The organism is Leifsonia sp. Root4 (genome assembly GCF_001425085.1).
Classification (GTDB): domain Bacteria; phylum Actinomycetota; class Actinomycetes; order Actinomycetales; family Microbacteriaceae; genus Microterricola.
Map to the genome: position 1 here is coordinate 250,359 of NZ_LMDN01000002.1, position 25,204 is coordinate 275,562.

The 25,204-nt window shown below is 67.5% G+C and carries 20 protein-coding genes and 1 tRNA gene; 8 read left to right on the forward strand and 13 right to left on the reverse strand.

Annotated features, from left to right (window positions below):
- Positions 1-45 precede the first annotated feature (45 nt).
- Together ASC66_RS07315 and mscL are read left to right on the forward strand one after the other, a co-directional pair.
- Positions 46-411, forward strand: a complete 366-nt coding sequence (locus tag ASC66_RS07315) for an FmdB family zinc ribbon protein (protein ID WP_055837044.1) — start codon at positions 46-48, stop codon at positions 409-411.
- Positions 412-440: 29 nt separating this feature from the next.
- Positions 441-854, forward strand: a complete 414-nt coding sequence (mscL, locus tag ASC66_RS07320) for a large conductance mechanosensitive channel protein MscL (protein ID WP_055837049.1) — start codon at positions 441-443, stop codon at positions 852-854.
- 85 nt (positions 855-939) lie between these two features.
- On the opposite strand, the gene ASC66_RS07325 is transcribed toward mscL, so the two are convergent.
- Together ASC66_RS07325 and ASC66_RS07330 are read right to left on the reverse strand one after the other, a co-directional pair.
- Positions 940-1,203, reverse strand: coding sequence for a hypothetical protein (locus ASC66_RS07325; RefSeq protein WP_055838350.1), 264 nt, complete (start codon positions 1,201-1,203; stop codon positions 940-942).
- Positions 1,204-1,277: 74 nt separating this feature from the next.
- Entirely contained in the window at positions 1,278-4,952 is a 3,675-nt protein-coding gene (locus ASC66_RS07330; protein ID WP_235496761.1) for an AAA family ATPase, read from the reverse strand.
- 223 nt (positions 4,953-5,175) lie between these two features.
- On the opposite strand from ASC66_RS07330, the gene ASC66_RS07335 reads away from it, so the two are divergent.
- The 4 genes from ASC66_RS07335 (at position 5,176) to trxA (ending at position 8,054) form a co-directional block, all read left to right on the forward strand.
- The gene (locus ASC66_RS07335) at positions 5,176-6,951 is read left to right on the forward strand and encodes an FAD-dependent oxidoreductase (protein ID WP_286145584.1); all 1,776 of its coding nucleotides are present in this window, start codon (positions 5,176-5,178) and stop codon (positions 6,949-6,951) included.
- A complete protein-coding gene (locus tag ASC66_RS07340; protein WP_055837052.1) occupies positions 6,948-7,256 on the forward strand; it encodes a rhodanese-like domain-containing protein in 309 nt (102 codons plus the stop codon). Before ASC66_RS07335 ends, ASC66_RS07340 begins: the two co-directional genes overlap by 4 nt.
- Positions 7,253-7,603, forward strand: coding sequence for a metal-sensitive transcriptional regulator (locus ASC66_RS07345; RefSeq protein WP_082492130.1), 351 nt, complete (start codon positions 7,253-7,255; stop codon positions 7,601-7,603). The genes ASC66_RS07340 and ASC66_RS07345 overlap by 4 nt, the downstream gene beginning before the upstream one ends.
- Before the next feature lie 67 nt (positions 7,604-7,670).
- The gene (gene trxA / locus ASC66_RS07350; protein ID WP_055837056.1) at positions 7,671-8,054 is read left to right on the forward strand and encodes a thioredoxin; all 384 of its coding nucleotides are present in this window, start codon (positions 7,671-7,673) and stop codon (positions 8,052-8,054) included.
- A gap of 30 nt (positions 8,055-8,084) precedes the next feature.
- On the opposite strand, the gene corA is transcribed toward trxA, so the two are convergent.
- Both corA and ASC66_RS07360 read right to left on the reverse strand, forming a co-directional pair.
- Complete coding sequence (gene corA / locus ASC66_RS07355) at positions 8,085-9,101, reverse strand: magnesium/cobalt transporter CorA (protein ID WP_055837059.1); 1,017 nt, start codon at positions 9,099-9,101, stop codon at positions 8,085-8,087.
- A gap of 78 nt (positions 9,102-9,179) precedes the next feature.
- Positions 9,180-10,472: an LCP family protein gene (locus ASC66_RS07360; RefSeq protein WP_162243487.1), complete on the reverse strand. Its 1,293-nt coding sequence runs from the start codon at positions 10,470-10,472 to the stop codon at positions 9,180-9,182.
- Positions 10,473-10,661: 189 nt separating this feature from the next.
- On the opposite strand from ASC66_RS07360, the gene ASC66_RS07365 reads away from it, so the two are divergent.
- Complete coding sequence (locus ASC66_RS07365) at positions 10,662-12,146, forward strand: leucyl aminopeptidase (protein ID WP_055837064.1); 1,485 nt, start codon at positions 10,662-10,664, stop codon at positions 12,144-12,146.
- Between the two features lies 1 nt (position 12,147).
- Here the strand turns inward: ASC66_RS07365 and ASC66_RS07370 are convergent, their stop codons facing one another.
- On the reverse strand, positions 12,148-12,714 hold the full coding sequence (locus ASC66_RS07370) for an NADPH-dependent FMN reductase (protein WP_055837066.1): 567 nt from the start codon (positions 12,712-12,714) through the stop codon (positions 12,148-12,150).
- 266 nt (positions 12,715-12,980) lie between these two features.
- Between ASC66_RS07370 and ASC66_RS07375 the strand changes: the two genes are divergently transcribed.
- Positions 12,981-14,387: an MFS transporter gene (locus ASC66_RS07375; protein ID WP_235496762.1), complete on the forward strand. Its 1,407-nt coding sequence runs from the start codon at positions 12,981-12,983 to the stop codon at positions 14,385-14,387.
- A gap of 23 nt (positions 14,388-14,410) precedes the next feature.
- On the opposite strand, the gene ASC66_RS07380 is transcribed toward ASC66_RS07375, so the two are convergent.
- From ASC66_RS07380 to ASC66_RS07415, 8 genes are all read right to left on the reverse strand, one after another.
- On the reverse strand, positions 14,411-15,649 hold the full coding sequence (locus ASC66_RS07380; RefSeq protein ID WP_055837072.1) for a M23 family metallopeptidase: 1,239 nt from the start codon (positions 15,647-15,649) through the stop codon (positions 14,411-14,413).
- 62 nt (positions 15,650-15,711) lie between these two features.
- Positions 15,712-17,415 carry a 3-ketosteroid-delta-1-dehydrogenase gene (locus ASC66_RS07385; protein WP_055837075.1) on the reverse strand — a complete coding sequence of 568 codons (1,704 nt, stop codon included), beginning with the start codon at positions 17,413-17,415 and terminating at the stop codon, positions 15,712-15,714.
- A 315-nt stretch (positions 17,416-17,730) separates the two neighbouring features.
- Complete coding sequence (locus ASC66_RS07390) at positions 17,731-21,315, reverse strand: hypothetical protein (protein WP_157509694.1); 3,585 nt, start codon at positions 21,313-21,315, stop codon at positions 17,731-17,733.
- 201 nt (positions 21,316-21,516) lie between these two features.
- Positions 21,517-21,588 (reverse strand) — tRNA-Arg (locus ASC66_RS07395).
- Between the two features lie 73 nt (positions 21,589-21,661).
- The gene (locus tag ASC66_RS07400) at positions 21,662-22,699 is read right to left on the reverse strand and encodes a CHAP domain-containing protein (RefSeq protein WP_055837080.1); all 1,038 of its coding nucleotides are present in this window, start codon (positions 22,697-22,699) and stop codon (positions 21,662-21,664) included.
- A 169-nt stretch (positions 22,700-22,868) separates the two neighbouring features.
- Positions 22,869-23,396 carry a DUF1269 domain-containing protein gene (locus ASC66_RS07405; protein ID WP_055837083.1) on the reverse strand — a complete coding sequence of 176 codons (528 nt, stop codon included), beginning with the start codon at positions 23,394-23,396 and terminating at the stop codon, positions 22,869-22,871.
- Positions 23,397-23,539: 143 nt separating this feature from the next.
- Positions 23,540-24,037 (reverse strand): HNH endonuclease, encoded by a 498-nt coding sequence (locus ASC66_RS07410; RefSeq protein ID WP_055837086.1) that lies wholly within the window; start codon positions 24,035-24,037, stop codon positions 23,540-23,542.
- Between the two features lie 411 nt (positions 24,038-24,448).
- Positions 24,449-25,162, reverse strand: coding sequence for a C40 family peptidase (locus tag ASC66_RS07415; protein ID WP_235496763.1), 714 nt, complete (start codon positions 25,160-25,162; stop codon positions 24,449-24,451).
- Positions 25,163-25,204: the final 42 nt, after the last annotated feature.

A 25,204-nucleotide genomic window follows, 5' to 3' on the forward strand; every position in this document is an offset into this window, starting at 1 on the left:
CCCGACGTTGCGCGGCTGCGTGACACAGATACGCACGGAGACTCAGTGCCCACCTATTCCTACCGTTGCACCGAGTGCGACAACGCTTTCGACATCCACCAGGCGTTCACCGACGACTCGCTGAGCGTGTGCGACATCTGCGGCGGCAAGCTGCGCAAGGTGTTCAACAGCATCGGCGTCACCTTCAACGGCAGCGGTTTCTACCGCACCGACTCCCGCTCGGGCGGCAGCTCCCTGCCCTCGGCCCCCGGCTCCGGTGCCAGCTCGTCGAGCGCGGCATCTTCGGGTGGATCCTCCGACTCCGGCAAGGCCTCCCCGGCATCGACGTCCTCGTCGGCTAGCGTTTCAGGTGCATCATCAGCATCTGCATCATCAGCATCGAAGAGCGGCACATCCACGCCGCCCAAGTAGACGCATCGCCGTCGCGAAGGGAAACGACCATGCTCAAGGGATTCCGCGAATTCATCATGCGGGGCAACGTGATCGACCTGGCCGTGGCCGTCGTCATCGGTGCGGCGTTCACCGCCGTCGTCAACTCGATCGTCGAGAACCTCTTCAACCCCATCATCGGCGCACTCTTCAACGCCGAGGACCTGGCCGGCGCCCTGATCCTTGAGCTGCCGGGCGGGGGCGCGATCAAGTTCGGCGCCATCCTCGCCTCGATCATCACCTTCCTGATCGTCGCCGCCGTCGTCTACTTCGTCTTCGTGCTCCCCATCAACAAGATGAAGGAGCACCAGGACGCCAGACGCAAGGCCGGAGTCGAGGACGAGAGCGCCCCGGTCACCGAGCTCGACCTGCTCAGCGAGATCCGCGACGCCCTGGTCGCCAGCGAGGGCAAGCACCACAAGTAGCGCATCCAGTGCGCACGAAGCGCCGATCGCCGTCAGGCGGTCGGCGCTTCTGTGCGTGCCGGAACACCGTTCGGGCTGGCGGCCGCTACCAGTGTGGCGGGACGTCCCGGCGCAGGCGCTCGTCGTTGGGTCCAGAGGCGGTCGGCGTGCCGGATGCCGGTGCGCCACCATCGGCCGCCGGGCGGGCGTCGAGGATCGGGTCGTCGCGCGTGATCGGCGGCTCCGGGCTGGTGTCGGTGCCTGCGACCGGCGTCAGCCGTGCGCGGCGGCGCGCTCCCGGCACCCGTTCGACCCATTGTCTGGGGGCGGCATCCGCTGCACGCTGGCTCTCGTCAGGCTTCTCACTCATCACCGACAACCCTACGCGCCACCAACGGCCGTACGTTCGGCCGAGCGCACGGGGTGAACCGCAGGCAAGCCCCGTTAGGCGGCGGGGCGGAAGTCGAGCACGGCCGCGACGCGAAGGGCGACGGCATCCGGGTCGCTGAACAGCTCGAAGCTGTGCACGCGCAGGTAGTGCCAGCCGAGGCGCCGCAGCACCTCCGGGCGCAGGCGCAGCGACTCACGCAGGCTCGAGGAGCCGACGGCCCCATCGGTCTCGACGACGATCGCACGCCCGCCGTGCGAGGCGGCCAGCGCGAGCTTGTCGCGGTGCCCGAGCTCGACGCGGATGCCCATCTTCGTCAGCCGCGATGCGAGGTCGAGCAGCATGGGCTCACTGTCGTCCGGCAGGTGTTCCTCGGCCTCGCGCGCCTCGGTCTGGCTGAGGATCTGGGCGAGGGCCAGGATGCCGTGGCGCTGCCGATCTTCGTCGATGTCCTCTGGACGGAAGCAGGAGACGATGTCCATCGCGCGCCGGGCGCGGGTCATGCCGACGGCGAGCAGGCGGTCCCCACCCGGTTCGCCGAGGGCGCCGAAGTTGGAGAGCAGCCGGCCGTGCGGCGTGCGGCCGTAGCCGATCGAGAAGATCACGCGGTCGCGGCTCTGCGCAACAGACTGTTCGAGCGTGAGCACGGTGAACGGTTCGGTGCGGTCGCGCAGGATGAAGTCACTGAGGTCGGTGCGCTTGGCGAAGGCGGCGAGCACGGCCTGGTGCACGCGCACGGCGTGGCGGTTGCTCGCGGTGATCACCATGAGCGATTCCTTGGGCCGGTTGACGGCGTGGTCGAGCACGAGGGCGACGACCTCTGCCACCTCGGCGTCGACGCTCTCGACGGCGCCGGTGTCGGCGTCCGGCATGCCGTTGCCGCCCGCGACGTAGTGCAGGGCGAGGCTGCCGTGGCCGAGGAAGCTGCCCGCCCAGGGCAGCGAGTCGATGCGTCCGGCGTAGAAGCGGCGGTTCACCAGCTCGGCGAGGTCCTCACCACCGGCGCGGTAGCTGCGGGTGAGGGTGAGTGTCGGCAGCAGTTCGCCGAGGCGGGCGAGCGCAGAGTCTGCGTGCAGCGCGTCGACGGCGCTGCGGCTCTCGGATGCCGCGTCCTCCCCGTCGACGGAGGGCGTCTGATCGGCCAGGGCGGCCTCGCTGATCCCGGTGGTGAACGGAGCCGGCGACTGGGTCACCGGGTCGCCGAATGCCACCAGCTGCTTGCCGCGGCGGATCGCGCCGAGGTTCTCTGCGAACGTCGTCGCACCGGCATCCACCAGCAGCACGGTGTCGAATGCGATGCGGTCGGTGATCTCGGCGACCTCGTACGGCGAGGCGAGCCAGACCGGGGCGAGCACGCGCGAGAGGTGCGGGGCGGCGTCGTTGATGGCGGCCGGCGTTGCGCGCTCGGAGCGGAGCACGCGCTTGAGCGCCTCGGCCTCCTCCGGCCAGTCGACGACGCCGATCTTCCAGGTCTCGGCCAGCAGCCAGGCCAGCTGGGCGCCGGAGGCTCCCGCGTGGGCCTCGTCGACGAGACGGAAGTCCGACTCCAGACGGTCGAGCACGTGCGTGTTCGCGTTCAGCAGGGCCTTGTCGTTGCCGAGCATCGACTCGAGCACCGACTGCCACCACGCGAGTTCGAGCTCGGCGGCGACGCCGGCCTCCGGCACGTGGCGCTGCGAGAGGTCCATCAGCAGGGGGTCGAGGGCGAGGTCACGCAGCTGCGCGAGGATCGCGGTGCGCTCCTGCAGATTCGCGAGCACCTCGGAGTCGGCGGCGAGCCCGCTGAGCGCCGAGATCAGTTCCCGGATCGGGCGGGCGGCGAGCTGCCTGGTCGTTCCGGCGACGCCGAGCGGGGCGTCGAGCTTGGAGAGGTCTTCCGCGACGCGGGTGTACGCCACGTGCACATCGGCGATGCCGACGGGAACCTCGGGCGTTGAGCCGGCGACGACGTAGCGCTGCCAGAGCGTGCGCTGCTGCTGGATGCGCTTGAGTGCGTCGTTCATGTCGGTCACGTGCACACCGGGGCGCAGGTACTCGAGGGCGAGCTTGCGCAGGCGCCGGCGGTTGGAACCGGACATCTCCGGCGAATCGCGGCGGGCGGATGTCGCGGCGATCAGCTCGGTGAGCGAACGGTCGAACACCGCCGGCTGGAACTTATCGAGGCTCTCCCGCATGTCGAGCAGCAGTCTCAGGTAGATGCCGAGCTCGGCCACTGATTCGAATGGACGCAGCCGGGTCTGGGCGATGAGCGCGTTTGCCCGCTCAAGCAGGCGCGGCAGCTCGACCTTGTCGAGCTGCTTGGCGAGCTCGTGGGTGGCCGTCGCCTCCGCGGTGGAGCTGAAGGAGGCGCCGTACCAGGGCGAGTCGCCAGGGCCGTAGCGGAACTCACCGAGTGCTGCGGCCTTGATCAGCGCCTCGGCGGCCGCGGAACGGTCGTTCGCGAGGGCTTCGAGTGAGACGCGGTCGAGCCTGGCCGTCGTCGACGGCGGGGTCGGTAGCAGCGCGAGCCTGGCGAGCTCACCGAGGGAGTCGAGCACCGAGACGCCGAGCGCCGGGTCCTTGCGGCTCAGGGCTCCGCGGTAGTCGAGCAGCACCTTGCGCAGGCGCACCAGCGCATCGTCGACCTCGCCAACGCTCGGCTGGGTCGCCTTCTCGTTGCGGGTGATCGACTGGATGACGTCGCGGCGCAGCGTGCGGCAGGTGACGGCGAGGCCGTTCAGCCCGACCTGGCCGAGCCGGTGGGCGATGCCGTCGAGCGTTGAACGGCGGGCGCTGACGACGAGCACGCGCTTGTGCTGGCTGACCAGGGATCCGATCGCGTTCACGATCGTCTGGGTTCCTCCGGTGCCCGGCAGCGTCTTGACGACGATCGAGTTGCCTGCGGCGATCTGCGCGACGACGTTCTCCTGCTCGGAGTCGGCGTCGAGCAACAGGGTGTCCGTGGCCGGAGGCCGGGCATCCTGGCTGGGGGTGAGCACCGGGTTGTAGGCACCGGCGATGCTGGCGCGGGCGCCGGGGTTGCCCGCGATGGCGTCGATCACGGGGTGCTCGAGCACGGCGGCATCCGCCGACATCGTGCTGCCGACCTCGGCGAAAGAGGAGACGACCAAGCGCGGCATCACGTTGAACCACGGCAGGTGGGAGGTGAGTCCGCGCAGGCGGTCGATCACCGGTTGGGGCTTGAACGCCCCGTTGCTGAGGGCCAGGGCGACGAACGCCTCGGCGTCGAGCGAGATCTGGAACTGCTCCTGCAGGGCGCGCGCGAGTGCGGGGTTGAGGTAGGGCTGACCCTTGAGCTTGAGCTCGAAGTCGCGCCCGTAGCGGCGGATCGCGAGCGGGCGCAGCAGCAGCGGGGCCAGGTATTCCTGGTCGCCGTAACGCCACTGGGCCAGGCCGATGGCGAGGTGCACGGATTCGAGCCCGCGCATGGAGCGCAGCTCGATGCCCTTCTGGGTGATCACGCCGGCGGCGAGGCGGGCGTTGCGGAGGGCCAGCTCGTCGCGGATCAGGCTGGAGAGCATCGTGGTCTTGCCGGTGATGAACTGCGGCAGACCGCCGGGGTGCGTCACGCTCAGCTCGATGCGGGTGCGGGTGTTGTCGTCGAAGTGGAGCAGCGGCGAGCGCCCACCCAGCTGGGTGAGCTCCGTGCGCCAGCGCTCCCACTCGCTCTCGGCGATATTGCCGGCCACGAGGCTCGGGTCACCCAGGCTCAGCGTGTGCGGTGACGTCATGTTGGCAGAGGCAGCCGACGACGGCACCTCCGCACCGTCGCTGTCAAAATCCGACAAAATGTCATCGTCGTCGGTCTTCTTATCCACTCGCCACACACGCACACCCTAATTCGCGTGGGGGTCAATACTGCGCACGTGGGCGGAGTTTCGCTCGAATAGCTCGGAATGAGCATTCTCCCAGCCGGGTTGGATACCCTTGGGGTATCCAATAGCAAGGAGTTGTGTGGGCGAGCAGCAAAACGACGGGTCACAGTCGGAACGGCGGCGGGCGGTGACGGTGATCGTCGGTGGCGTGGCCGGCGGAATGTCGGCGGCGACCAGGCTGCGGCGGCTCGATGAGCAGCGCGAGATCGTCGTGTTTGAACGTGGAGAGCACGTCTCCTTCGCCAACTGCGGGTTGCCGTACCACGTCTCCGGCACCATCTCCTCGCGGGACGCCCTGCTGTTGCAGAGCCCAGAGGGGCTCGCGAAGCGCTTCCGTCTCGACGTGCGCGTTCGCACCGAGGTGATCGCCATCGACCGTGCGGCGCGCACGGTGACGGCTCGCGACCTCGTCAGCGGCGAGCTCCGCACCCAGCCATACGACACGCTCGTGCTCTCCCCCGGGGCCCGCCCGCGCAGCTCCGCCGCGCTCGACGGCGACTTCCGGGTGCACTCGTTGCGCGACGTCTCCGACCTCGACCGCATCATGGCGAGCCTGGCCATCACGCTCGACGACGCCCCGCTCCGCGAGGCCGTCGTGCTCGGCGGCGGCTACATCGGCGTGGAGCTGGCCGAGAATCTGCTGGCCCGCGGGCTGAGCGTCACCCTCGTGCAGCGCGGCACCCAGCTGTTGCCCGCGCTGGACGCCGAAATGGCAGCGCCGTTTGCCGAGCACATGGTGGATGCCGGCATCCGCCTGCGCCTCGGAGTCGACGTGATCGGCAGCGCGCGCATCGGCGCCGACGCCGATGGCCTGCTGCTCAGTGACGGCATCACGCTGCCAGCCGATCTGATCTTCTCCGCGATCGGCGTGCAGCCGTCGAGTGCCCTCGCCGCCGAGGCGGGCCTGGCCATCGGCCCGAACGGCGGGATCCTCGTCGACGCGACGCACCGTAGCTCCGATCCGGCGATCTTCGCCGTCGGGGATGCCGCGGAGAAGACCGACGCCGTCAGCGGAGCGCCCCGGCTGCTCCCGCTCGCCGGGCTCGCCAACCGGCACGGCCGCGCCGTTGCGGACACGATCGCCGACGCGCCAGCCAGCGGCGTGCCATCGCCACGGGCGCTCGGCACGGCGATCGTCGGCTTCCGTGGCCTCGCCGCCGCCAGCGTCGGCTGGAACGAACGCGCGCTGCGCAGCCGCGGCCGCGCGGTGCGCGTGCTGCACAGCCATCCGCTCTCCCACGCCGGCTACTACCCCGGTGCCCACATGCTCTCGCTCAAGCTGCTGGTCGACCCGGAGACGGATCTGATCCTCGGCGCCCAGGCTGTCGGCCGGGACGGCGTCGACAAGCGCATCGACGTCATCGCGACGGCCATGAGCGCCGGCCTGACGGCATCCGCCCTCGCCGACCTTGAGCTCGCCTACGCTCCGCAGTTCGGATCGGCCAAGGATCCCATCAATCTGCTCGGCTACCTCAACAGCAACCGGGCGGCCGGCCACGACCGCACACTGCAGTGGCACGAGCTGGACGACGCCGTCGCCGCCGGGGCCTTCCTGCTCGACGTGCGCGCCCCTGGCCAGCTTGCAGAGGGGCTCATTCCCGGTGCGACGCACATCCCGGTCGAGCAGCTGCGCGAGCGCCACCACGAGCTGCCGAGCGGGCCGATCGTCGTGCACTGCCGCGTCGGGCAGGGTGCGCACACGGCCGCCCGCCTGCTCAGCAATCTCGGCCACGACGTCGTCAACCTCGACGGCGGCTACCTCACCTGGCGCGACGCCCAGCTGGCCGCCGCGCTCGCGAGCCCGTCCCCAGACACAGAAGCAGTCCTCACCGAAGCAGAAGGCGCCATCCGATGATCGAAATCCAGCCAACAGAACTCGCCGCCATCGACGGAGCCGTCATCCTCGATGTGCGCGAGGAGTACGAATTCGAGCAGCTGCGCGTGCCGAGCGCCCGCAGCATCCCGATCAGCCAGTTCATCGAGCGTTTCGACGAGGTGCCGGCCGACGAGACGCTCTACGTGATCTGTGCGGTCGGCGGCCGCAGCGCCCAGGTCAGCCAGTACCTCGAGCAGCGCGGCTACGACGCAGTCAACGTCGCAGGTGGAACGATCGCCTGGGCGGAGGCCGGCCTGCCGACCGCCAGCGGGGCCCCGGAATGAGCACCGTCGACAGTGAGGTGGTCGCCGACGTGATCGCCGACGTCGAGGCGATGAGCGACGCGCAGCGCCGCATCCTCAACCGGCTGAAGCGGGCCCGCGGCCAGCTGAACGCGGTCATCGAGTCCGTCGAGAACGGGGCGGACTGCCGCACGGTCGTCGGCCAGCTCTCGGCGGTGACCGGGGCGCTCGACAAAGCCGGTTTCGCGATCATCTCCACGGCGATGCGCGATTGCGTTTCCGCCGAACCGGATGCCGCCGCATCCGATTCAGGCAACTCCGACACCGAGCCGGGCTCCGGCCCGCTCACCGTCGCCGAGCTGGAAAAGCTCTTCCTCAGCCTCGCCTGAGGCACACCTCCCGCCAGGCCGGAACCCCGGCGTGCGCAAGAATCGTCACCGAACAGAAAGAGAGCCAATGGCCACCATCGACATCACCGAAGCGACCTTCGACGAGACGATCACCGAGAACGACATTGTCTTCGTTGACTTCTGGGCCGACTGGTGCGGCCCGTGCCGCCAGTTCGCCCCGGTCTATTCCGCGACCTCCGAGAAGCACCCCGATGTGGTTTTCGCCAAGGTCGACACCGACGCCAACCAGGGCCTCGCCGCCGCCGCGAACATCACGTCGATCCCGACGCTGATGGCCTTCCGCGACAAGGTGCTCGTGTTCTCGCAGCCCGGCGCGCTGCCGGCGGCGGCCTTCGCCGAGCTCGTCGACGCCGTCAAGGCCATCGATATGAAGGCCGTGCACGCGGAGATCGCCGCGCAGGACGCAGCAGAGGCCACCCCCTCCGCCTAACCCCGCCGTCCGGTGGAACTGGCGTGGGGGCTAGAGCCAGTTGCGCTTCTTGAAGATCAGGTAGAGGCCGACGCCCATCGCCACCATCAGCCCGACCGCGAACGGGTACCCCCCGGCCCAGTGCAGCTCGGGCATGACGTCGAAGTTCATCCCGTAGACGCTGGCGATGAGCGTCGGGGCGAAGAGGATCGCCGCCCAACTGGAGATCTTCTTCACCTCCTCGCTCTGCGCGATGCTCGTCTCCGAGAGGTGGCGCATCTCCTCGTTCTGGCGCTGGCCGACGACGGTCAGGTGCACCGTCAGCGCGTCCTGCAGCAGTTGGCGGTAGCTGGCGACCCTGTCGCCGATCGGGATGACGTGGTCGAGCACATCGCGGAGGTGCCGCTGCAGCTCGAGGTCGACGCTGTACTTGTCGAAGCCCGCCTGCAACGACTCGATCATCGCGCGCAGCGGGGCTGTGCCGCGTTGGAACTCGATCACCTCGCGGGAGAGTCCGAAGATGCGCCGCGAGACGTCGATCGAGTCGCTGAACAGCTCGTCCTCGATCTCATCGATGTCGTTCTCCAGGCCGGCGACCACGGGCACGTACTCATCGACCACCTGGTCGAGCACGGCGTAGAGCACGGCCTCCGGGCCGAGCGTCAGCAGCTCGGGCGCGGCTTCGAGCCGGCGCCGCACAGCGGCGAGGTTCGGGGACTCCGCGTGCCGGATCGTGATGACGTAGTCGGGGCCGACGAACATGTGCAGCTCGCCGAACTCGACCTCCTCCTCCTCGTCGAGGTAGCGGGCCGGGCGCAGCACGACGAAGAGGCAGTCGCCGTAGCGCTCGAGCTTGGCGCGCTGGTGCCCGTTCAGGGCATCCGCGACCGCGAGGTGGTGCAGACCGAACTCGGCGGCGACGGCCTCGATCTCGCTCGTGGTCGGCCGGTACAGTCCGATCCACGCGAAGCCGCCGGTCTCCCGCATCGCCTCGAAGGTGTCCTCGAGGCTGTCCGGCACCAGCGCCCGCTTGCCGTCGACGTAGATGGCGTTGTCGATGAGTGCCATGGGCAGGCTCCTTCACGGGGGTTCACGCGCGGCATCCAGTGCCCGAGGGGCGGATGCCGGCAGCCCACAGACTACCCGTTACCCGGAATTCGCCCTCGCGCAGGTGGTCTCACCGGCGGTTTGCCCGCTGAGCCCCTCCACCACCGGTGGGGTGACGGGTGCCGGGGTCTCGCTGCCCTCCACCGGAGCCGGCGCCGCAGGATCGGCGGCCGGCGGCTCGGCGACCGGTTGCTCGGCGGGCGGCGCGGCCTCGCCCGCCTCGACGCCGTTGCCGGTCGAGCCATCGGGCAGCAGGAAGGGCTGGTCGCCCTGGACCAGGGCCATCAGCTGATCGGCCAGCACCTGATTGGGCTCGACCTTGCCGGAGAATTCCGAGGAATCGACCACGGGGTATTGCACGAAGACGATCTTCTCGAGCGGGATGTCTTTGAGGCTCAGCGCCAGCGAGATCATCGTGGCTGGATTGGCCAGGCTGGTCGAGAAGCGCATGTTCTCCGCGGCGACGTGGGCGAGACCGTAGAGCTTCACCGGGTCGCTCAGCGTCTGGCCGCTGCGCACCGTGCGGAGCAGTGACGAGAGGAAGGCCTGCTGATTCGAGATGCGCGAGAGGTCGCTGCCGTCGCCGACACCGTAGCGGGCCCGCAGATAGGCCAGCGCCGTCGAGCCGGAGATGACGCTCTCGCCCTCCGGCAGATTCAGGCCCGATTCGGGGTCCTCGATCGGTTCGACCAGGCACACCGGCACACCGCCGACGGCGTTGCTCAGTGCGATGACACCGTTGAACGACACGACCGCGGCGTAGTCGACGGGGAGACCGGTCAGGCCTGACACGGTGTTCACAACGCAGCCAAGACCGCCGCGCTCGTAGGCGTCGTTCAACGGCTGAGCGAACATGGCACCGAACACCTCCCCGGTCTCGGGGTTCGTGCATTCCGGATGCGCGATGACGAGGTCGCGCGGCAGGCTGATCGCCACGGCGCTCTGGTGGTCGTCCGAGACGTGCAGCAGGATGTTCACATCGTTGAGCGTGGCATCGCGTTCGCCGAACTCCTCCCCCTGATTGGCGTCGTTGTCCGTTCCGACGAGCAGTAGGTTGAACCCGCCCTCGATCGCTCCGAATGCCGGCGGCTCCGGCGGCGGCGTTCCGCCAGGGGTGGTGATGTCGATCGCGTTCGAACTGACGGTTCCGACCGTGGAGAGCACGGCGTAGCCCGCCACCGCGGTGCTGGAGACGAGCAGCACGGCCAGAGCGGCGCCGGTGAACGTCAGTGCTGTGCGCGCCGCGCTCCGACGGGGCAGTCGGCCGTGTCGCACCGCGACGGCGCCATTGGGTGTGCCCGATGGCCCCTGCATCTCGGTGGTTCCAGCCACTGCCTGCTCCCCTTCACAGTGCGACATCTCACAGTGCGACATCGCATCCGTGCCCCCGACACTACAGTTTCGGGGCGGTTTCACGATGGGAGATGTCTGAACGGCGCCGGCATGCCGGATGTGAGCGCATCGCCTAGGGTCGAATGGACACATCATGCCCACAAGGCAGAACCGATAGGACGGAACCCCATGACGACTCCTCGCGTTGCGCTCACTGCAGCCGACCTCGAATCCCTCAGTGCCGACGTTCTGGTGCTCGGTGCCGTCTCGGGCTCCGACGGCCCCGTGCTGCTCGGTGACGCCCCAGCAGTCGAGGAGATCACCGCGCAGTTCGCCAGCCTCGGTTTCGGCGGCAAGGCCGACGAACTGCTGCGCCTTCCCACCGAGGACCCGTCCTTCGGCAGCGTGGCCATCATCGGTCTGGGCGCGGATGCCGGCACCGACGCCGTGCGCAACGCGGCCGCGTCGGCCGTGCGCCAGCTCGCCGGCGCCGAGTCGCTCGTACTCGACTTCGGCATCAACAGCGAGGCAGACACCGTCGCGGCCTTCGAGGGTGCGACCCTCGGCGCCTACGCCTTCACCGTGTTCCGCGGCAAGACGAAGTCCGCGCAGAAGGCGACCCCGAGCTCGGTGACGATCGTCAGCCCGGCCGCAGTCGCGGATACCGCGCTCGCCAGGGTCAACGTCATGTCGGATGCCGTCAGCTTCGTCAAGGACCTGACCAACACCCCCGGCGCCGAGCTGTACCCGGAGACCTTCGCCGCAGCCGCCGAGAACGCTGCAGCCGATCTGCCCGTGACCGTCGAGGTGTGGGATGAGGCCAGGCTCTCCGACGAGGGCTGCGGCGGCATCCTCGGCGTCGGTCAGGGCTCCTCACGCCTGCCGCGCCTGATCAAGGTGAGCTACGCGCCAGAGGGTGCAGAGAAGCACATCGCCTTCGTCGGCAAGGGCATCACTTTCGACACCGGCGGCAACTCCATGAAGCCCGCCGACTTCATGCTCACCATGCACCACGACATGGCCGGTGCCGCCACCGTGCTCGCGGCGACGATCGCCGCAGCCCGCCTGCAGCTGAACGTGCGCGTCACCGCCTGGCTCTGCGTGGCCGAGAACCTCGTCTCGAGCACCTCCATCCGCCCGAACGACGTGCTCACCATGCGCGACGGCACCACCGTCGAGGTGCTGAACACGGACGCCGAAGGCCGCCTGGTCATGGCCGACGGCCTCTCGCTGGCCAGCGAGGAGCACCCGGACGCCATCATCGACGTGGCCACCCTCACCGGTGCCGCCATCGTGGCGCTCGGCCGCCGCACCGCCGCCGTCATGGGCGATGACGCGCTCGTCGCCCAGGTCGTCGCAGCCGGCACCGCAACCGGTGAGGCGCACTGGCCGATGCCGATGCCGAGCGAGCTGCGCGGCCTGCTCGACTCCCGCTTCGCCGACCTCGCCAACCTCAACCCGAGCGTGCGCGACGGCGGCATGCTGGTGGCCGGCATCTTCCTGCGCGAGTTCGTCGGCAAGACGGCCGACGGCTCGGCCACGATCCCCTGGGCCCACCTCGACATCGCCGGTACCGGCACCAACAACGGCGCGGGCTACGGCGTCACGAGCACGGGCGGCACCGGCTCATCGGTGCGCACGATGATCACCGTGCTCGAGGGCTTCGCCGCATAGGCTAGCGCGGCAGCACGGTGAGCACCCGCACGATGTGGTCGCGGAACTCGTTCATGTAGTTACCGAGGAACTGGGCGGTGCCCTCGTTCAGCACCTCGCCGTCCTCGGCGAAGACCTCCGGCGAGTAGTGGATGTACGCCTCCGGCGCCGTCATCTGGCGGGCGTTGCAGAAGCTCAACACGCCGCGGAGGCTCTGCTGGGCGACCGCGGTTCCGATGGCGCCGATCGAGGCGCCGATCACCGCCGCAGGGATGTGGTCGAAGGAGTTCTGCCCCCACGGGCGGGAAGCCCAGTCGATGGCGTTCTTCAGCGCGCCGGGAATCGAGCGGTTGTACTCCGGGGTGATGAAGAGGATGGCGTCGGAGTTGGCGATCGCCTCCTTCAGGGCCACCGCCTCCGCCGGGTACTCACCGTCGTAGTCCGGGCTGTACAGCGGCAGATCCCTGATCGGGATCTCCGTGAACTCCAGCTCCTTCGGCGCGACCCGGATGAGAGATCGCGACAGCACCCTGTTCACGGATTTCGACGACAGGCTTCCCACGAAATACCCGACTTTGTACGTGGCCATGACCGCTCCTCAGCTCGTTTGAACAGCCATCGTACGCTCGCTGCCACAGAATTCACCCGGTCTGCGTGATGCCGCGTCCCTGCGGCGCGCGGAGGCTACAGGGCGGGGACAACCGAGATGTTTGGAGGACCACGCATGGACCCGATCGATGCGGCAGGGACCGAACCACCGACAACCACGCAACCGATCGATATGAGCTGGCTGCTCGAGGCTCCCGTGCCCGGCTCCGATGCGCAGAGCCCGCCGGGCGGCGCTCGGTAGCGATGGTGTCGACGCGCTCAGACGCACAGGGCACGCCACCGGGCTGGTGGCTGTTGCTGCCGCTCGCGCTCGCGCAGTTCATCTGTTCCTTCGCCGGATCGAACATGAACGTGATGCTCAACGACATGAGCCACGACCTCGACACCACCGTGCAGGGCATTCAGATCTCGATCACGCTCTTCCTGCTCGTGATGGCGGCGCTGATGATCCCCTTCGGCAAGCTGACCGTGCAACTCGGCAGGAAGACCTGCTTCGTACTCGGGCTGGCGGTCTACGGGGTCGGCGCCATCCTCAGTGCGCTCTCGCCGGGCCTCGGCGTGTTGATCCTCGGCAACTCGATTCTGGAGGGCGCGGGGACGGCACTGCTCATCCCGCCCGTCTACATCTTGGTGACGCTGTACTGGACGGGGCTGAGCGAGCGGGTCCGCGCCTTCGGCATCGTCAGCGCCGCCGGCGGGATCGGGGCCGCGACGGGGCCACTGATCGGCGGCTGGATCACCGCGACATTCTCGTGGCGCGCGGCGTTCGGATTCCAGGCGCTCATCATCGCGATCATCCTGCTGCTCGCCCTCCGCCTGAAGGACCCGCTCCCCCGCGAGCCCGGCCGGCCGTTCGACGTCAGCGGGGCCGTGCTGTCGGCCATCGGCCTGATCGTCTTCGTGTTCGGCATCCTTGCCGCCGACAACAACCTGCTGCTCTCCCTCGGGTTGATGGCCCTCGGAGCAGCCGTGATCGCACTGTTCTTCTGGTGGGTGCGCCGACTGGAGAAGGCCGGGCGCGAGCCGCTGCTCTCGACGGCGTTGTTCCACAACCGGGTGTCGAATCTGGCCCTCGTGACCCAGAACTTCCAGTGGCTGCTGCTGATGGGCACATCGATGCTCGTCGCAAGTCACCTCCAAGTTGTCCGGCAGTACGACGCGATCGAGACCGGGATCATCTTCAGCGCGGCGACACTCGGGATCCTCGTATCCTCGCTGGCGGCCGGTGCGCTGGTGCGGCGGTTCTCGCAGCGATCGTTGATCATCACGGGATTCGTCATCACCGGCGTCGGTCTGGTGCTGCTGCTCCTCGTCGGCGCCGTGCCGGGCGCGTGGCCGTTCGCCCCCGGCCTGTTGGCGATCGGTCTCGGCCTCGGCCTGATGCTCACGCCGAGCGTCAACGTCGTGCAGTCCTCCTTCTCCGAGGCGCAGCAGGGAGAGATCTCCGGCCTCTCCCGCAGCGTGTCCAACCTCGGTTCGAGCTTCGGCACCGCGATCGTCGGAACCCTCCTTGCGGTGAGCTTCGCGGGGCAGAGCAATCAGTATGTGGCGGCACTGGTGCCGCTGATCGCGGTCGCGATCGCGGGAATCGCCGTCGCCGCCTTCCTGCCGGGGCGCGCGGCGCTCCGCGGCGCCGACCCAGTACGGCGCTGACGCTCGGGCCACACAGGCACCACTCAGTTGCCGAAGTCGAGGACGTCGCGGTACAGCGGGCTCACCTCGGCCCTGGCGCCGCTGTCGGAGTCGTCGACGGCGCACGGAACGGATGCCGTCATGCAGTCCACCAGATCGGTGTCGCTCACGGTGCCCGCGAGCGTGAACGACTCGATCAGGAACGGCAGGCCGTTGGAGCTGAGCGGCCGGGGCGAATCCATGATGTGGAAATGCAGATGCGGCATATCGGTGTTGCCCGAATTGCCGAGCGCCCCGATGATCTCGCCCCGTCTCAGGCGCTGCCCCACCGCAAGCCCCTCCGGGTTGCCGCCCTGCAGGTGCGCATAGAACGCGAAACGCCCGCCCCCGAGGTCTTGCACGATGTGGTTGCCGCCGTACTCGGCAAGCGCCAGCCCCGTCGGGTTACTGCCCGGTCGTTCCTCTGGCAGCTCCCAGCCCATCGAGACGATCGGGCCGTCTCCGACCGCCACGATGTCGGCCCCGTAGTAGCCGTAGCTCGCGAGGTCATCGATCGTTCCTCCGACGATGCGCCCGGCGGCATCCAGCTGCACGAAGTCGATCGCGAAACGTTCCGGTGCGTGCAGCGTTCCGTTGACCGGGTTGACCGCCGTGCGGTGCGGTGTGACCGCGCAGCAGCTGTTGCCGTCGAGCCAGCCGGCCCCGCGCACCGGCGAGCCGATCACGATGGGGGTGGATGCCGCGACCCTCGTCACCGCGATCGTCTCGCTCATCGGCTTCTCGACGACGGGTGGGATCGCGGTCTCCGGTGTGAGCTCGATGACGTGGCTGAGGGCATCTGGAGCATCCCCCGGCGACGGCACGATGACGTCGAGGTAGACGATCCCCTGCTGCCCCGCCGTGAGAACGCGGGAGGGCGCCGAGCCGCCGAGCGGCCGCATCCACGCGGCGAGCTCGTCGCCCTCGAGTCGCAGCAGTTCGGCGTCGTCGCCGAGCACGGTGATGGCGTCGAGCGTGACAGTCTGCCCGAGCACATTCGTCAGGAGCAGTTCGTAGGCGAGGTGCGTCGCCCCGTCGGTGGACGGCACGGCCTCCGGTGGCGCGAGCGCCGCGCCCACGATCGGAGTGAAGACCTCGGCCGTGCCGCCCGCCCCGGACGGGGTGGACGATGATGATGACGATGACGGGGACGGGCTCGCGCTCGGCGCGGCATCCGCTGCCGTGCAGGCGCTCAGTGTGAGCAGGGCGACGGCCGCGAGAGCTGCGAGGACGGGTGCGCGCATGTGCCCAGTATGGCCGCAGCCGGGCGCCGGATCACGCACATTCACGCATCGGAGCTCTCTCGTCACGCGACGGCGGCGTCATCCCCTCGCGCGGCGACGTGACCCGCGGCGATCGCATGGCTCGCCACGATGTGGCCGTAGACCAGCCCCTGGCCGATCGTCGCGCCTGCGCCGGGGTAACTCTCACCGAAGACATTCGCCGCGGAGTTGCCGATCGCGTACAGCCCGGGAATCGGCGTGCCGTCGGCGGCGAGCGCGCGGCCGTGTTCATCGGCGGTGATGCCGCCGCAGGTGCCGAGGTCGGAGAGCACGATCTTGATTGCGTACAGCCCGCTGGGGTCGAGCGGGCGGAGGTTCGGGTTGGGCTCGATCGTCGGGTCGCCGTAGTAGCGGTCGTATGCGCTGTCGCCGCGGCCGAAGTCCGCGTCGACACCGCCGACGGCGAGCCCGTTGTAGCGGCGGGCGGAGTCGACGAAGGGCGCGGACGGCACGCCCATCCTCTCCGCGAGCTGCTCCCACGACGAGGCGCGCACGGCGATGCCGTTCTCGTACCAGGCGGCGGGCAGCGACATCCGCGGGAAGACCGACCCGCCCAGCAGATAGCTGTTGCGGTATGTCTGGTCGAACACCAGCCACATGGTGCCGACGGGGCGCCCCTCACGCTCACGCTCGAGCACGTCGTGGCCGAAGGACATGTAGTCCTCTGCTTCGTTGAGGAAGCGGGAGCCCGTCGCATCGACGATGAAGGAGCCGGGCAGCGACCGTTCGGCGAGCATCACCGTCGGCTTCTCGCCCGGAATCGGTGCGATCGCGGGGAACCACCAAGCCTGGTCCATCAGGGCAACGCCGGCGCCAAGGGCCTGAGCTGCACGGATCGCGTCACCGGTGTTGCCGTCAGCGCCGAGGCTCCAGTCGTCGAGAGCATCCGATTGCAGGCTGCGCCACAGAGCGAGATCGTGGTCGAATCCGCCGGCGGCGAGAACGACGCCGCGCTTCGCAAGCACCGTGGTCTCCTGACCGTCACGGGTGACGGCGGCGCCAATCACGGCGCCGGACTCATCGACGAGCAGTCGCTGCAGGCTCGCGTCGGTCCACACCGGGATCCCGGCCCGCACCACACCGTCGAAGAGTCCGGCGGCGAGCGCCCGGCCACCGGCCGCGTACTCGCGGCCGATCAGCTTGCCGCCGATGCCCTGCAGTGCCCGCTTGATTGCGACGCCGAAGCCGCGGATCGGAACCTTGGCCATGAGGTTCAGCCATTTGTAGTCCGCACCGGTCACCGGCATCGGCAGTGGCGCCTCCATCACGGCTGGCCGGAGCCGAGCACGCTCCGCGCCGAGCCGTGCGACGTCGAAGGGGCGGCACTCGCAGCTGCGGCCGGCCGCCGATCCGCCGGGCAGCTCTGGATGGTAGTCGGAGTAGCCCTTGGCCCAGGTGAACTGCATGCGCGTCGTGCGCTCGAGCATCTGCACGGTGGCCGGCCCGTGCTCGAGGAAGGCCTCCCAGCGTGGCTCCGGGGCCGTGCCGTCCACAACGGCGCTCAGGTACGTGCGTGCCTTCTCCGGCGAGTCGTGTGCTCCCTCCTTGGCGAGGATCGGATTGGCGGGGATCCAGAACGCTCCTCCCGAGCGCGCGGTCGAACCGCCGACGAGCCCGGTCTTCTCGATCACGAGCACGCTGGCGCCCTGCTCGTGCGCGGACAGTGCGGCAGCGAGGCCGGTTCCCGATCCGACTACCAGAAGGTCGACCATCATGCTCTCAGTCATCGTTGACACGGCTTTCGATTCGTTGGCGGGCGATGGAGCAATCCTGCCCCACCTGCACGGCGTGCACAATAGGCACATTGTGCCAAGGTAGAGGCGGCGGCCAAACGAAAAGGCCGGCTCCGCGCACTGCGGACCGGCCTGTCACGATGTCTCGAACATCGCACGGTGCCCCTGGAGGGACTCGAACCCCCATCGCGCATTGAGAACTCGAAGCTGCAGGCGGCAAGTTGCACGTCGAAGTCGCGGTCGGCGACCGTCGAACTCAGATCGCAGAACTTTCTTTGTCGCAGACTCTAGAAAAACCGAAGTCGCGGGCTACCAGCCCCGCTCCTCTTCTTCCTGGATGACAGCGCGGAGACGAGCCTCAAGGCTGGCCACAAGCCTTCGACTCCATGCCCGCATAGCATCCGACGGGGTCGGGCTCGGTGTCGCCAGCCAACTTTGGACTTCCGCAATCTGCGAATTAATGCGGTCCGATTCATTTCCGGACCACAACCCGCTGATGAACTGACCCACGAGATGCGACGAGACTCTCTCGTCTTCGCCAAATGTGTCGATCAGGTATCGCGCTACTGGTGCAAGGGTCGCACCTCCCGGCTTCGTGACGTTCGCTAGGATCCTGGCCCGCTCGACACTCCCCCCGACCCACCGATCAGCCTCTTCTACCGTGGCTGCGGTCCCGAGCCATTCTCGCGCGGAAAAGGAGAGCCGCCAATCTCCTCTTTCCAGACGGGTCATTAGCTCGACCCACGCCTCCTCACCGCCAGCGCTAACGGCCTCCTGCAGGAGACGACTCTCTTCGGAGCCCGAAAACGCATGAATGGCATCTGCTTCGACTAAGTCGGCTACCAATCGCACCAGTCCCAGAGGGTCGGCCTCGATCTGTCGGCGAGCAAGCACTGACCAGTCCCAGCTCTCTTGCCCCATATCCGGATACTCCCGCCTGCGCGGTACCAGCTCGATGATCGCTGCGTCGAGATCCGGAAGGGGACCGGTCTTTCTGTGAACCTGCATTGCAGCAAAATCGACCGCTGCGTTGTAGTCGGCCTGCGACGCGATTCGCCTTTCCCAGTGGCGCAAGTACTGCGCGGACTCTGCCTGGTCGGCGCTATGCATCCAAGTAAAAAGCACTCGGGCCGCGTCGACGACGCTAACCTCGGTCACGAGTCGATCCACCCGCGCGGTTGCAGCCGGAGTGTGAGCGCCGCGTACCGAATATTGCAATGCGAGAACGGGAGCGAGCTCCGCTTCGTCTAGGTAGCGGTCGAATGCTTCAACGTCACCATCATTTACTACGGAATGAAGGAATCCAATTAAGGCTTCGCCGTTGGCGGTCCCTGCAAACTCAGATAGTCGTGCAACGCCGCGGGAGTAATCAACTCCGAGCAATTGAACCGCCCGGCCGATCGCGTAGGCGGACGGGAGCTCAGGAGTCGATTGCAACACGCCCAAGAGAACCTCACTGGGGTTCGCAGAGCCTGCTTGCTGCGCGTTCGCGACCAGTTCCTGCGCAAGTTCATCCATATCGCGGTCCCAAGAACGAGTGTTAGCGAGAACCTGCAAGCGCTCGGTCGGACTCTGCGGCGGCAAGAGCGCGTTGAACTCCGCAAGTGCAGCGGGGCGCCCATCCTCCGTCTCGACCCTAACGAATAGAGTGCGCAAGCTCTCGGCCTCGACGCGTGCGTTTACAATCACTTCAGGGGAAAGCGTCGCAATCACTTGTCCTAAGTGCTCCCGATTCGCCTCGACCTCGAGAAGGCCATGAAGTGATCCAACCAGTTGCTTCGTGGCCTCGGCAGCTATCTCTTCGACTTCGTCCGCCGTGAGCGAACCAAGGATGTCTATCGCCGCGTTCTTGTACGCCCAAACCTCACTAAAGGTCGATGGCCGGCCTCTCGGTTCGACGACTAACCCGCCCTGTACCTCCCCCGACACCATGATGCTCTCTTGCGCGTCGAGTGCTCTGTCGGCGCCGCGAACTACCAGCCGGCGCACACGCGGATCGGGGGACGAGGCGCACACTTTCAGGTATTCGACCCGCGCAGCGGGGGCTGCTGCGGTGCCGGGCAACATGGCACCGAAAAACTCGACCCATGTACCGGAAGCGTTATTGCCGTAGGTCTCGTTCTCCGCAATCGCAAGGCGAAGGAGGGCGTTGGCAGCTACCAAGAACGTCCGTGAGTGCCAAGCAAGTTTTCCAAGAGCCCATACCAGGTCCCGGCGAATGCCACGGGCATGAATGAGTTGCTCCTCGGAGGCGGCCGAGATCAGTCCGGCAAGACGGTCTGCGACGGCCTCGGGCGCGAGCACTGCGAAATGCGTGAGCAGCGCAGAGTTGTTTCCGTCGGCAATAGAACTGAGCGAGGCGAGCGGGCCACCGCTGCCCAGCACGGCAGCCATTGCCGGACTCGCCGCATCAAGTTCTCCAATATCGGCTGCGCGTCTGAACAAACGCTCAGTAAGGTCGGAATCCAGCTCTGGAAGCAGTTCTGTGACGATTCGCTGACCAAACTCCTCCCATCCCCGGGCTGCCAAATAGACAGCGACGGGGTGCGGTCCCACGCTTCTATATCTGCCCTGTTTCGACACCAATCCGTGACGTTGGAGTGACGCGGCAGCTCTGCGAAGGTCGTCAACGGACAATCGCAACCCATGCGCGATGACTTCAACTTCCGCGCCAGGCTCGCCGTCGAAGCCGAACCTGCTAAAAAGCGCGAGGGCGCAGCTAGCTAAAAAAAGTTGTCCATCCGGCAACTGGTTCGTAAAGAATGCCCGGAGGTCGTCCTCGGCGACGAGGCCGCCAGCCGAACCGACGTTCCCATCGATCGCTGCCTGCGCGAGCTTGAGTGCGTAATCGATATTCCCCGCAGCGACCTGCACGACGACGCGACTCGCTTCGGGCGAGAGATTTGCGCGATTCTTGCGAAGTAGATCTTGCATCGACTCATCGGCGAACTCTGACAATTTGAGAATTGGTGAGCGAGTAGATCCGATACCCGGCTCGCCAATTGTTACTAGGCGGATAGGTGAATTGATCGCGAGCGAGGATGCAAAGACCTCGTGCTCTTTGCGATCACATTCGTCTATGACCACCACGCCGATGCGACCCTGCGCTCGCAACTGGATCAGCACGTCAATCGGGAACTGATCCGCTGAGGGCGCGTAAATCACGAGCGGCTCGTAGGACTGGCCACGAATTGCCTCAAGGGTAAGACGGCTCTTGCCGACGCCGCTAACTCCTTCAACTCTGGACGCTGCCGAGCCCTGAGAATCTAAGGAACTACGGAGACCGTCGACCTGCGCGCTTCGAAATGGAGACTCTGTCCAAATCGTGTCATGGGGGTGCGAACTGCTCCACTCCGCGAATGAAAGCACCCGGCGGCCGATTCCACCAAGCAAGGGGCTGACCGCCAACGCCGGATAGGTCTCAATCCAACGCGCCAAACTATCCGCCGAAATGAGTTCGATTCTCGCTTCGGCGTCGACAATCCCCAGCCCGTGCGCGGCTTCAATTAGCTTGGCGCGACGACTGGCGATCTTCGCTGAAGTGAGAGAAGCTCCGAGGACAAGTCGATAGTTTCCCCCGGCGCGCAAAGTTTCGATAGCCTTCGTCGCACCTTCCAGTTCTTCCTTGCACTTGGAAGGCCCAAGGTCGCCAGCTTTGAACTGCCAAGCGCTGTCGCCGGCCGGTACCCACGACGTGCCGCTCGCTCCCCGCAACCCTGCGTCCACCCCGCCGTCGCCGACGTTCTCGAGGTAGGTAGTTTCAAGACTCGTACCGACCATGCCGTATGCGGCGGTTTCTGTTGAAAGCAACCGGGCCACGAATTGGCCAAAGTTCGCACCGCCTAATGCAGCCACTTTGGCGGGATCGACCGAGAACGGTCCAAAATCGGTCATCTACAGTGATCCTCTCCAACGATGCGCCATAAGGCTATCGGTGCTGGGGGTCGAAGCAGCTTAAGAGAGTCTTTGTCCGTTCGCGAAGCGCGTTCAGATTCCCTTCGACATGTGCGCAAAGTGTGGGCAAACCCGCAGCGACCGACTTGCGAGAGCCGGTGCATCCCAGTGGTTGCAAGAGAATGTGCGGGAAATGCACGGTGCCCCTGGAGGGACTCGAACCCCCAACCCTTTCCTTAGGACGGAACTGCTCTTCCATTGAGCTACAGAGGCTGACCTCATGAGTTTACCGGGTCGCGGCTGTCGGCTCGGGCCGACACAGCGACGGCGGGCGGAGAGCGCCGGCCTACGGCGGCGGGTAGAGGAAGAGGTCGACCTCGCCGATCGGCACGGTGCGCCGGTGGTAGGCGTGGTCGTTTCCCCAGTTGTACTCCTCGAGCACAACGGTGCCGTCGCCGGGAACCGACTGCACGTAGGCGACGTGGTTCGCGGTGAACCAGGCGACAGCCCCGGGAATGGGGTCGTAGCTCGTGGTCCAGCCGTGCCCGTTCCACGCGTTCGCCCAGTTGTATGCGCTTCCGCCTCCCGGGGTGAGGGTCGACCACACCCACTTGAACGGGCCGGTCGCTCCGGCGTCACGGTTGAGGCGCCATGCCACGAAGTCGACGCACTCGCGGTAGTAGTAGTTCATCGGCGAGAAGCCGCCGCCCTGATCGTCGGTCGCCTCCCACGGCCAGGGGTAGTCGTCGCCCTCTTGCCGCACGCCGGGCGTGGTGTTGGCGCCGGCACGCACGCGCGCCTCCGCGGCCTCGGCCTCGGCCTGCTCGGCCGCGAGGCGCTCGGCCTCCAGCGTGAGCCGTTGGATCTCCTCGGAGCTCACCGCGGCGAAGCCGTCGCTCGAGACGGTGACCTCCCGCGAGAAGCTCGCGATGTCCACGCTCTGCGCACCGGCGGTGCTGGCCTCCCTGGAGTCGCTGGCGGCGAAGCTCTGCCCACCGCTGCCGGGGGCGAAGGCGTAGGCCGGAAGCGCGGCCGTCAGGAACAGTCCGGGCACGACGGCGAAAGTCACAAACGACCGCATCGCACTGCGCCGGCTCTTGGGTGCGCGCGGCGGGCCGCCCAGGGCCGCCCGTAGCGGCGCGGATGCCGCGGCCGCGCGCTGCACGCTCGCGCGCACCGCACGCGCCACCGCGGCGTCGGGCGCTGGCACGGCAGTTACATCACTCGCGGTCGATTCGACTGCGGCCGACTCGGTTGCGGCAGCCTCGACTGCAGCAGCCTCCGCCGCCTCGCGCGCCCACTGCTCGCGCATCTCGCGCCTGCTCGGCAGGGCGGCATCCGTGCTCGACTCTCCTGTGAGTCGGCTCGATGCGGCTTCTGTCACGCGTGGTCCTTAACGCTGCGCAAGAGCCGGGGCGATTCACTGCCGCGGCACGTCTTGCTTGGGGGCTTGGCCGGGGTCCGGAAGACCCCAACCTCGCCAACAGTACGGGAGCGCCGCGACCTTGTCACCACCCAATTCGGCAAGCTTCAGCCGCGCCTTGAAACTTGCCCTACTCGTACGCCTCGTCGACCTCGGTGTCGAGCTCCTCGTCGTCAACGGAGAGATCCTTCACGGTCACCCGGGTGGCATTCGTCAGCAGCCCCTGCACAACGTCGCTCTCCGCGGGGTCGACGACGAGCACGACACCGGCGCTGCCGGCATCCAGCGTCTCGCTGATCGCCTGCAGGTCTTTCGACGGCGTCTTGCGTGCGATGTGTCCAGCCAGTGCGCCGATGCCGGCGCCGGAGCCGCCGGCCACCACGAGTGCGCCGCCGAGCGCGACAGCCGGGAACAGCGCGACGGCGAGGCCGCCGGCGAGGCCGATGGCCAGACCCTTCCCCACCCCGCGGTGCTTGCCGTCGTCATCCCGCTTCGGCATGCTGAGCGTTCCGTCCACGTCGCGTTTGATCACCGCCGCGTCGAAGGAGCCGTGCTTGTCTGCGGACTTGTAGTGCTCATGAATCTTCTCGAAGTCGGCCACCGCCTCATCCTCAGTGGCGTACTGCGCCGCAATCGCGATATATGCCTGATCAGCCATCTCAGATCTCCTGTCTTCCCCTGCGGCAGCTACGCCGTCCGGCAGCGTCATCGGTTGTTGCAGCGACTCTAGAGCGCAGTGAGGACCCGGCCATCACGCACATTGGGTGAGCGTGATTCCGGATGCCGCAGCACCCCGATCCGCTACGCAGCCGGTTCGAGGAACGCGTCCCACTCCGGAAGCGTGCGCTCCGTGCCGCGCACCCGCCATCCACCCTCCCGCGGAACGTAGGGCGTGAAGCGCAGCTCCCACCCCATCTCGGCCGGCGTCCGGTCGCTCTTGACGTTGTTGCAGCGCAGGCAGCACGCCACCAGGTTCTCCCAGGTGTCGCGCCCGCCGCGTGATCGCGGCAGCACGTGGTCGATCGTGCTGGCCGACTTGCCGCAGTAGCCGCAGCGGTGGTCGTCGCGGCGCAGCACTCCCCGCCTGCTCACCGGCGTCGTCCGCCCCCGCGGGATGCGCACATAGCGGGTGAGCAGGATCACGGATGGGCGATCCCACACCCCGGACGTCGCCCACACCGGGTGCCCGGTGTCAATCTGCAAGACGCGCGCCTTGTCATTCATGACAAGCGCCAGCGCCCGCTTGAAGCTCACGACAGCGAGCGGTTCGTACCCGGCATTCAACACCAGTGTGTGCATGGTCTCCCTCTCGAAGCAGGCTGCACGGCTTGCAGCCATTCGACTCTTCCGACGACCGAGGGGACGAAGCGAGCGGGCGCACACGCGGTGTTAAACAGAAAAGGACACCGTCATATCGACAGTGTCCTTCGAGCCACTCTGGTGGCTGGGGCGTGTGTGACTGCTGTGCCTCCGGGCAAACAGGCAGCGGGCATCCGTGGTGTGAATGTTCCGTGCCCTGTCCATTGGCTCTCCGAGAATCTCTCAGTACGTCAGGGCTTCAGGCTAAACCACTTTTCCGCCGCAGCCGTACAGCAGCGCGTCGGCGGCCCCGATCGTCACCGAAAATTCACCGTTCTGCCCCCTGCGTCCGGCAACGAAACGGCGAGCGGATGCCAGGGCATCCGCTCGCCGTCGTTCGCGTGCTCTGGCCTAAATGCCGATGCGCACGATGTAGTAGTCGCTGGTCCAGATCGGCTGCACCCGCACGGAAGCACCCTCGTACGGGGCGTGCAGGATGTTGCCGTTTCCGGCGTAGAAGCCGTCGTGGCCTTCCATGATGACGAGGTCGCCGGGCTGGGCGTCCTCGATCGCGATGCGCGTTCCCGCTGCGCCCTGGCCGTTCGAGGAGTGCGGCAGCGAGATGCCGAACTGCGCAAACACGTACATGACGAAGCCGGAGCAGTCGAAGCCGGCCGGCGTCGCTCCGCCGTAGACGTAGGGAACGCCCTGGTACTGCAGCGCCACGTTGTAGACGGAGCCGAGGTCATAGCTCGGGTACGCCGGGCTGGCGAGGAACTCGCCGACCGACGGGCCGGAGTAGGACGCGGCGTAGCTCGTCATCTGTGCGGCCACCTCTGCGGCACGCGCGGCGGCGGCCGCTGCATCGGCTGCGGCCTGAATCTCGGCCTGGCTGACCGCGTCATAGCCGTCGGCGGACACCGTGATGTTCGCGGCCTGCTTGTCCACCTGCACGTCTTGGGCCTGGGCCTTCGAGAGCGAGCTGGCAGCGGATGCGGCGAACTCCGGGTCACCGGAACCGGGCGCGAAGGCGTACGCGGGCAGCGCGATCGTTGCGATCATGCCGAAGGAGAGCGACACCACGACGGCGTTGCGGAGGCCCTTGCTACGGGGCTTCTGTCGCATCGCCTCTGGGGGCATCACGGCTCGGGTCGCTGCGGCAGTGCC

Bases quoted from the DNA above. Each gene is read 5' to 3' on its own strand.
- ASC66_RS07410 (WP_055837086.1), bottom strand. From the start codon at position 24,037: ATGCACACACTGGTGTTGAATGCCGGGTACGAACCGCTCGCTGTCGTG.
- ASC66_RS07415 (WP_235496763.1), bottom strand. From the start codon at position 25,162: ATGCGACAGAAGCCCCGTAGCAAGGGCCTCCGCAACGCCGTCGTGGTG.
- ASC66_RS07385 (WP_055837075.1), bottom strand. From the start codon at position 17,415: ATGACTGAGAGCATGATGGTCGACCTTCTGGTAGTCGGATCGGGAACC.
- ASC66_RS07345 (WP_082492130.1), top strand. From the start codon at position 7,253: ATGAGCACCGTCGACAGTGAGGTGGTCGCCGACGTGATCGCCGACGTC.
- ASC66_RS07330 (WP_235496761.1), bottom strand. From the start codon at position 4,952: ATGACGTCACCGCACACGCTGAGCCTGGGTGACCCGAGCCTCGTGGCC.
- ASC66_RS07340 (WP_055837052.1), top strand. From the start codon at position 6,948: ATGATCGAAATCCAGCCAACAGAACTCGCCGCCATCGACGGAGCCGTC.
- ASC66_RS07405 (WP_055837083.1), bottom strand. From the start codon at position 23,396: ATGGCTGATCAGGCATATATCGCGATTGCGGCGCAGTACGCCACTGAG.
- corA (WP_055837059.1), bottom strand. From the start codon at position 9,101: ATGGCACTCATCGACAACGCCATCTACGTCGACGGCAAGCGGGCGCTG.
- ASC66_RS07390 (WP_157509694.1), bottom strand. From the start codon at position 21,315: ATGACCGATTTTGGACCGTTCTCGGTCGATCCCGCCAAAGTGGCTGCA.
- ASC66_RS07370 (WP_055837066.1), bottom strand. From the start codon at position 12,714: ATGGCCACGTACAAAGTCGGGTATTTCGTGGGAAGCCTGTCGTCGAAA.
- mscL (WP_055837049.1), top strand. From the start codon at position 441: ATGCTCAAGGGATTCCGCGAATTCATCATGCGGGGCAACGTGATCGAC.
- ASC66_RS07365 (WP_055837064.1), top strand. From the start codon at position 10,662: ATGACGACTCCTCGCGTTGCGCTCACTGCAGCCGACCTCGAATCCCTC.
- trxA (WP_055837056.1), top strand. From the start codon at position 7,671: ATGGCCACCATCGACATCACCGAAGCGACCTTCGACGAGACGATCACC.
- ASC66_RS07380 (WP_055837072.1), bottom strand. From the start codon at position 15,649: ATGCGCGCACCCGTCCTCGCAGCTCTCGCGGCCGTCGCCCTGCTCACA.
- ASC66_RS07325 (WP_055838350.1), bottom strand. From the start codon at position 1,203: ATGAGTGAGAAGCCTGACGAGAGCCAGCGTGCAGCGGATGCCGCCCCC.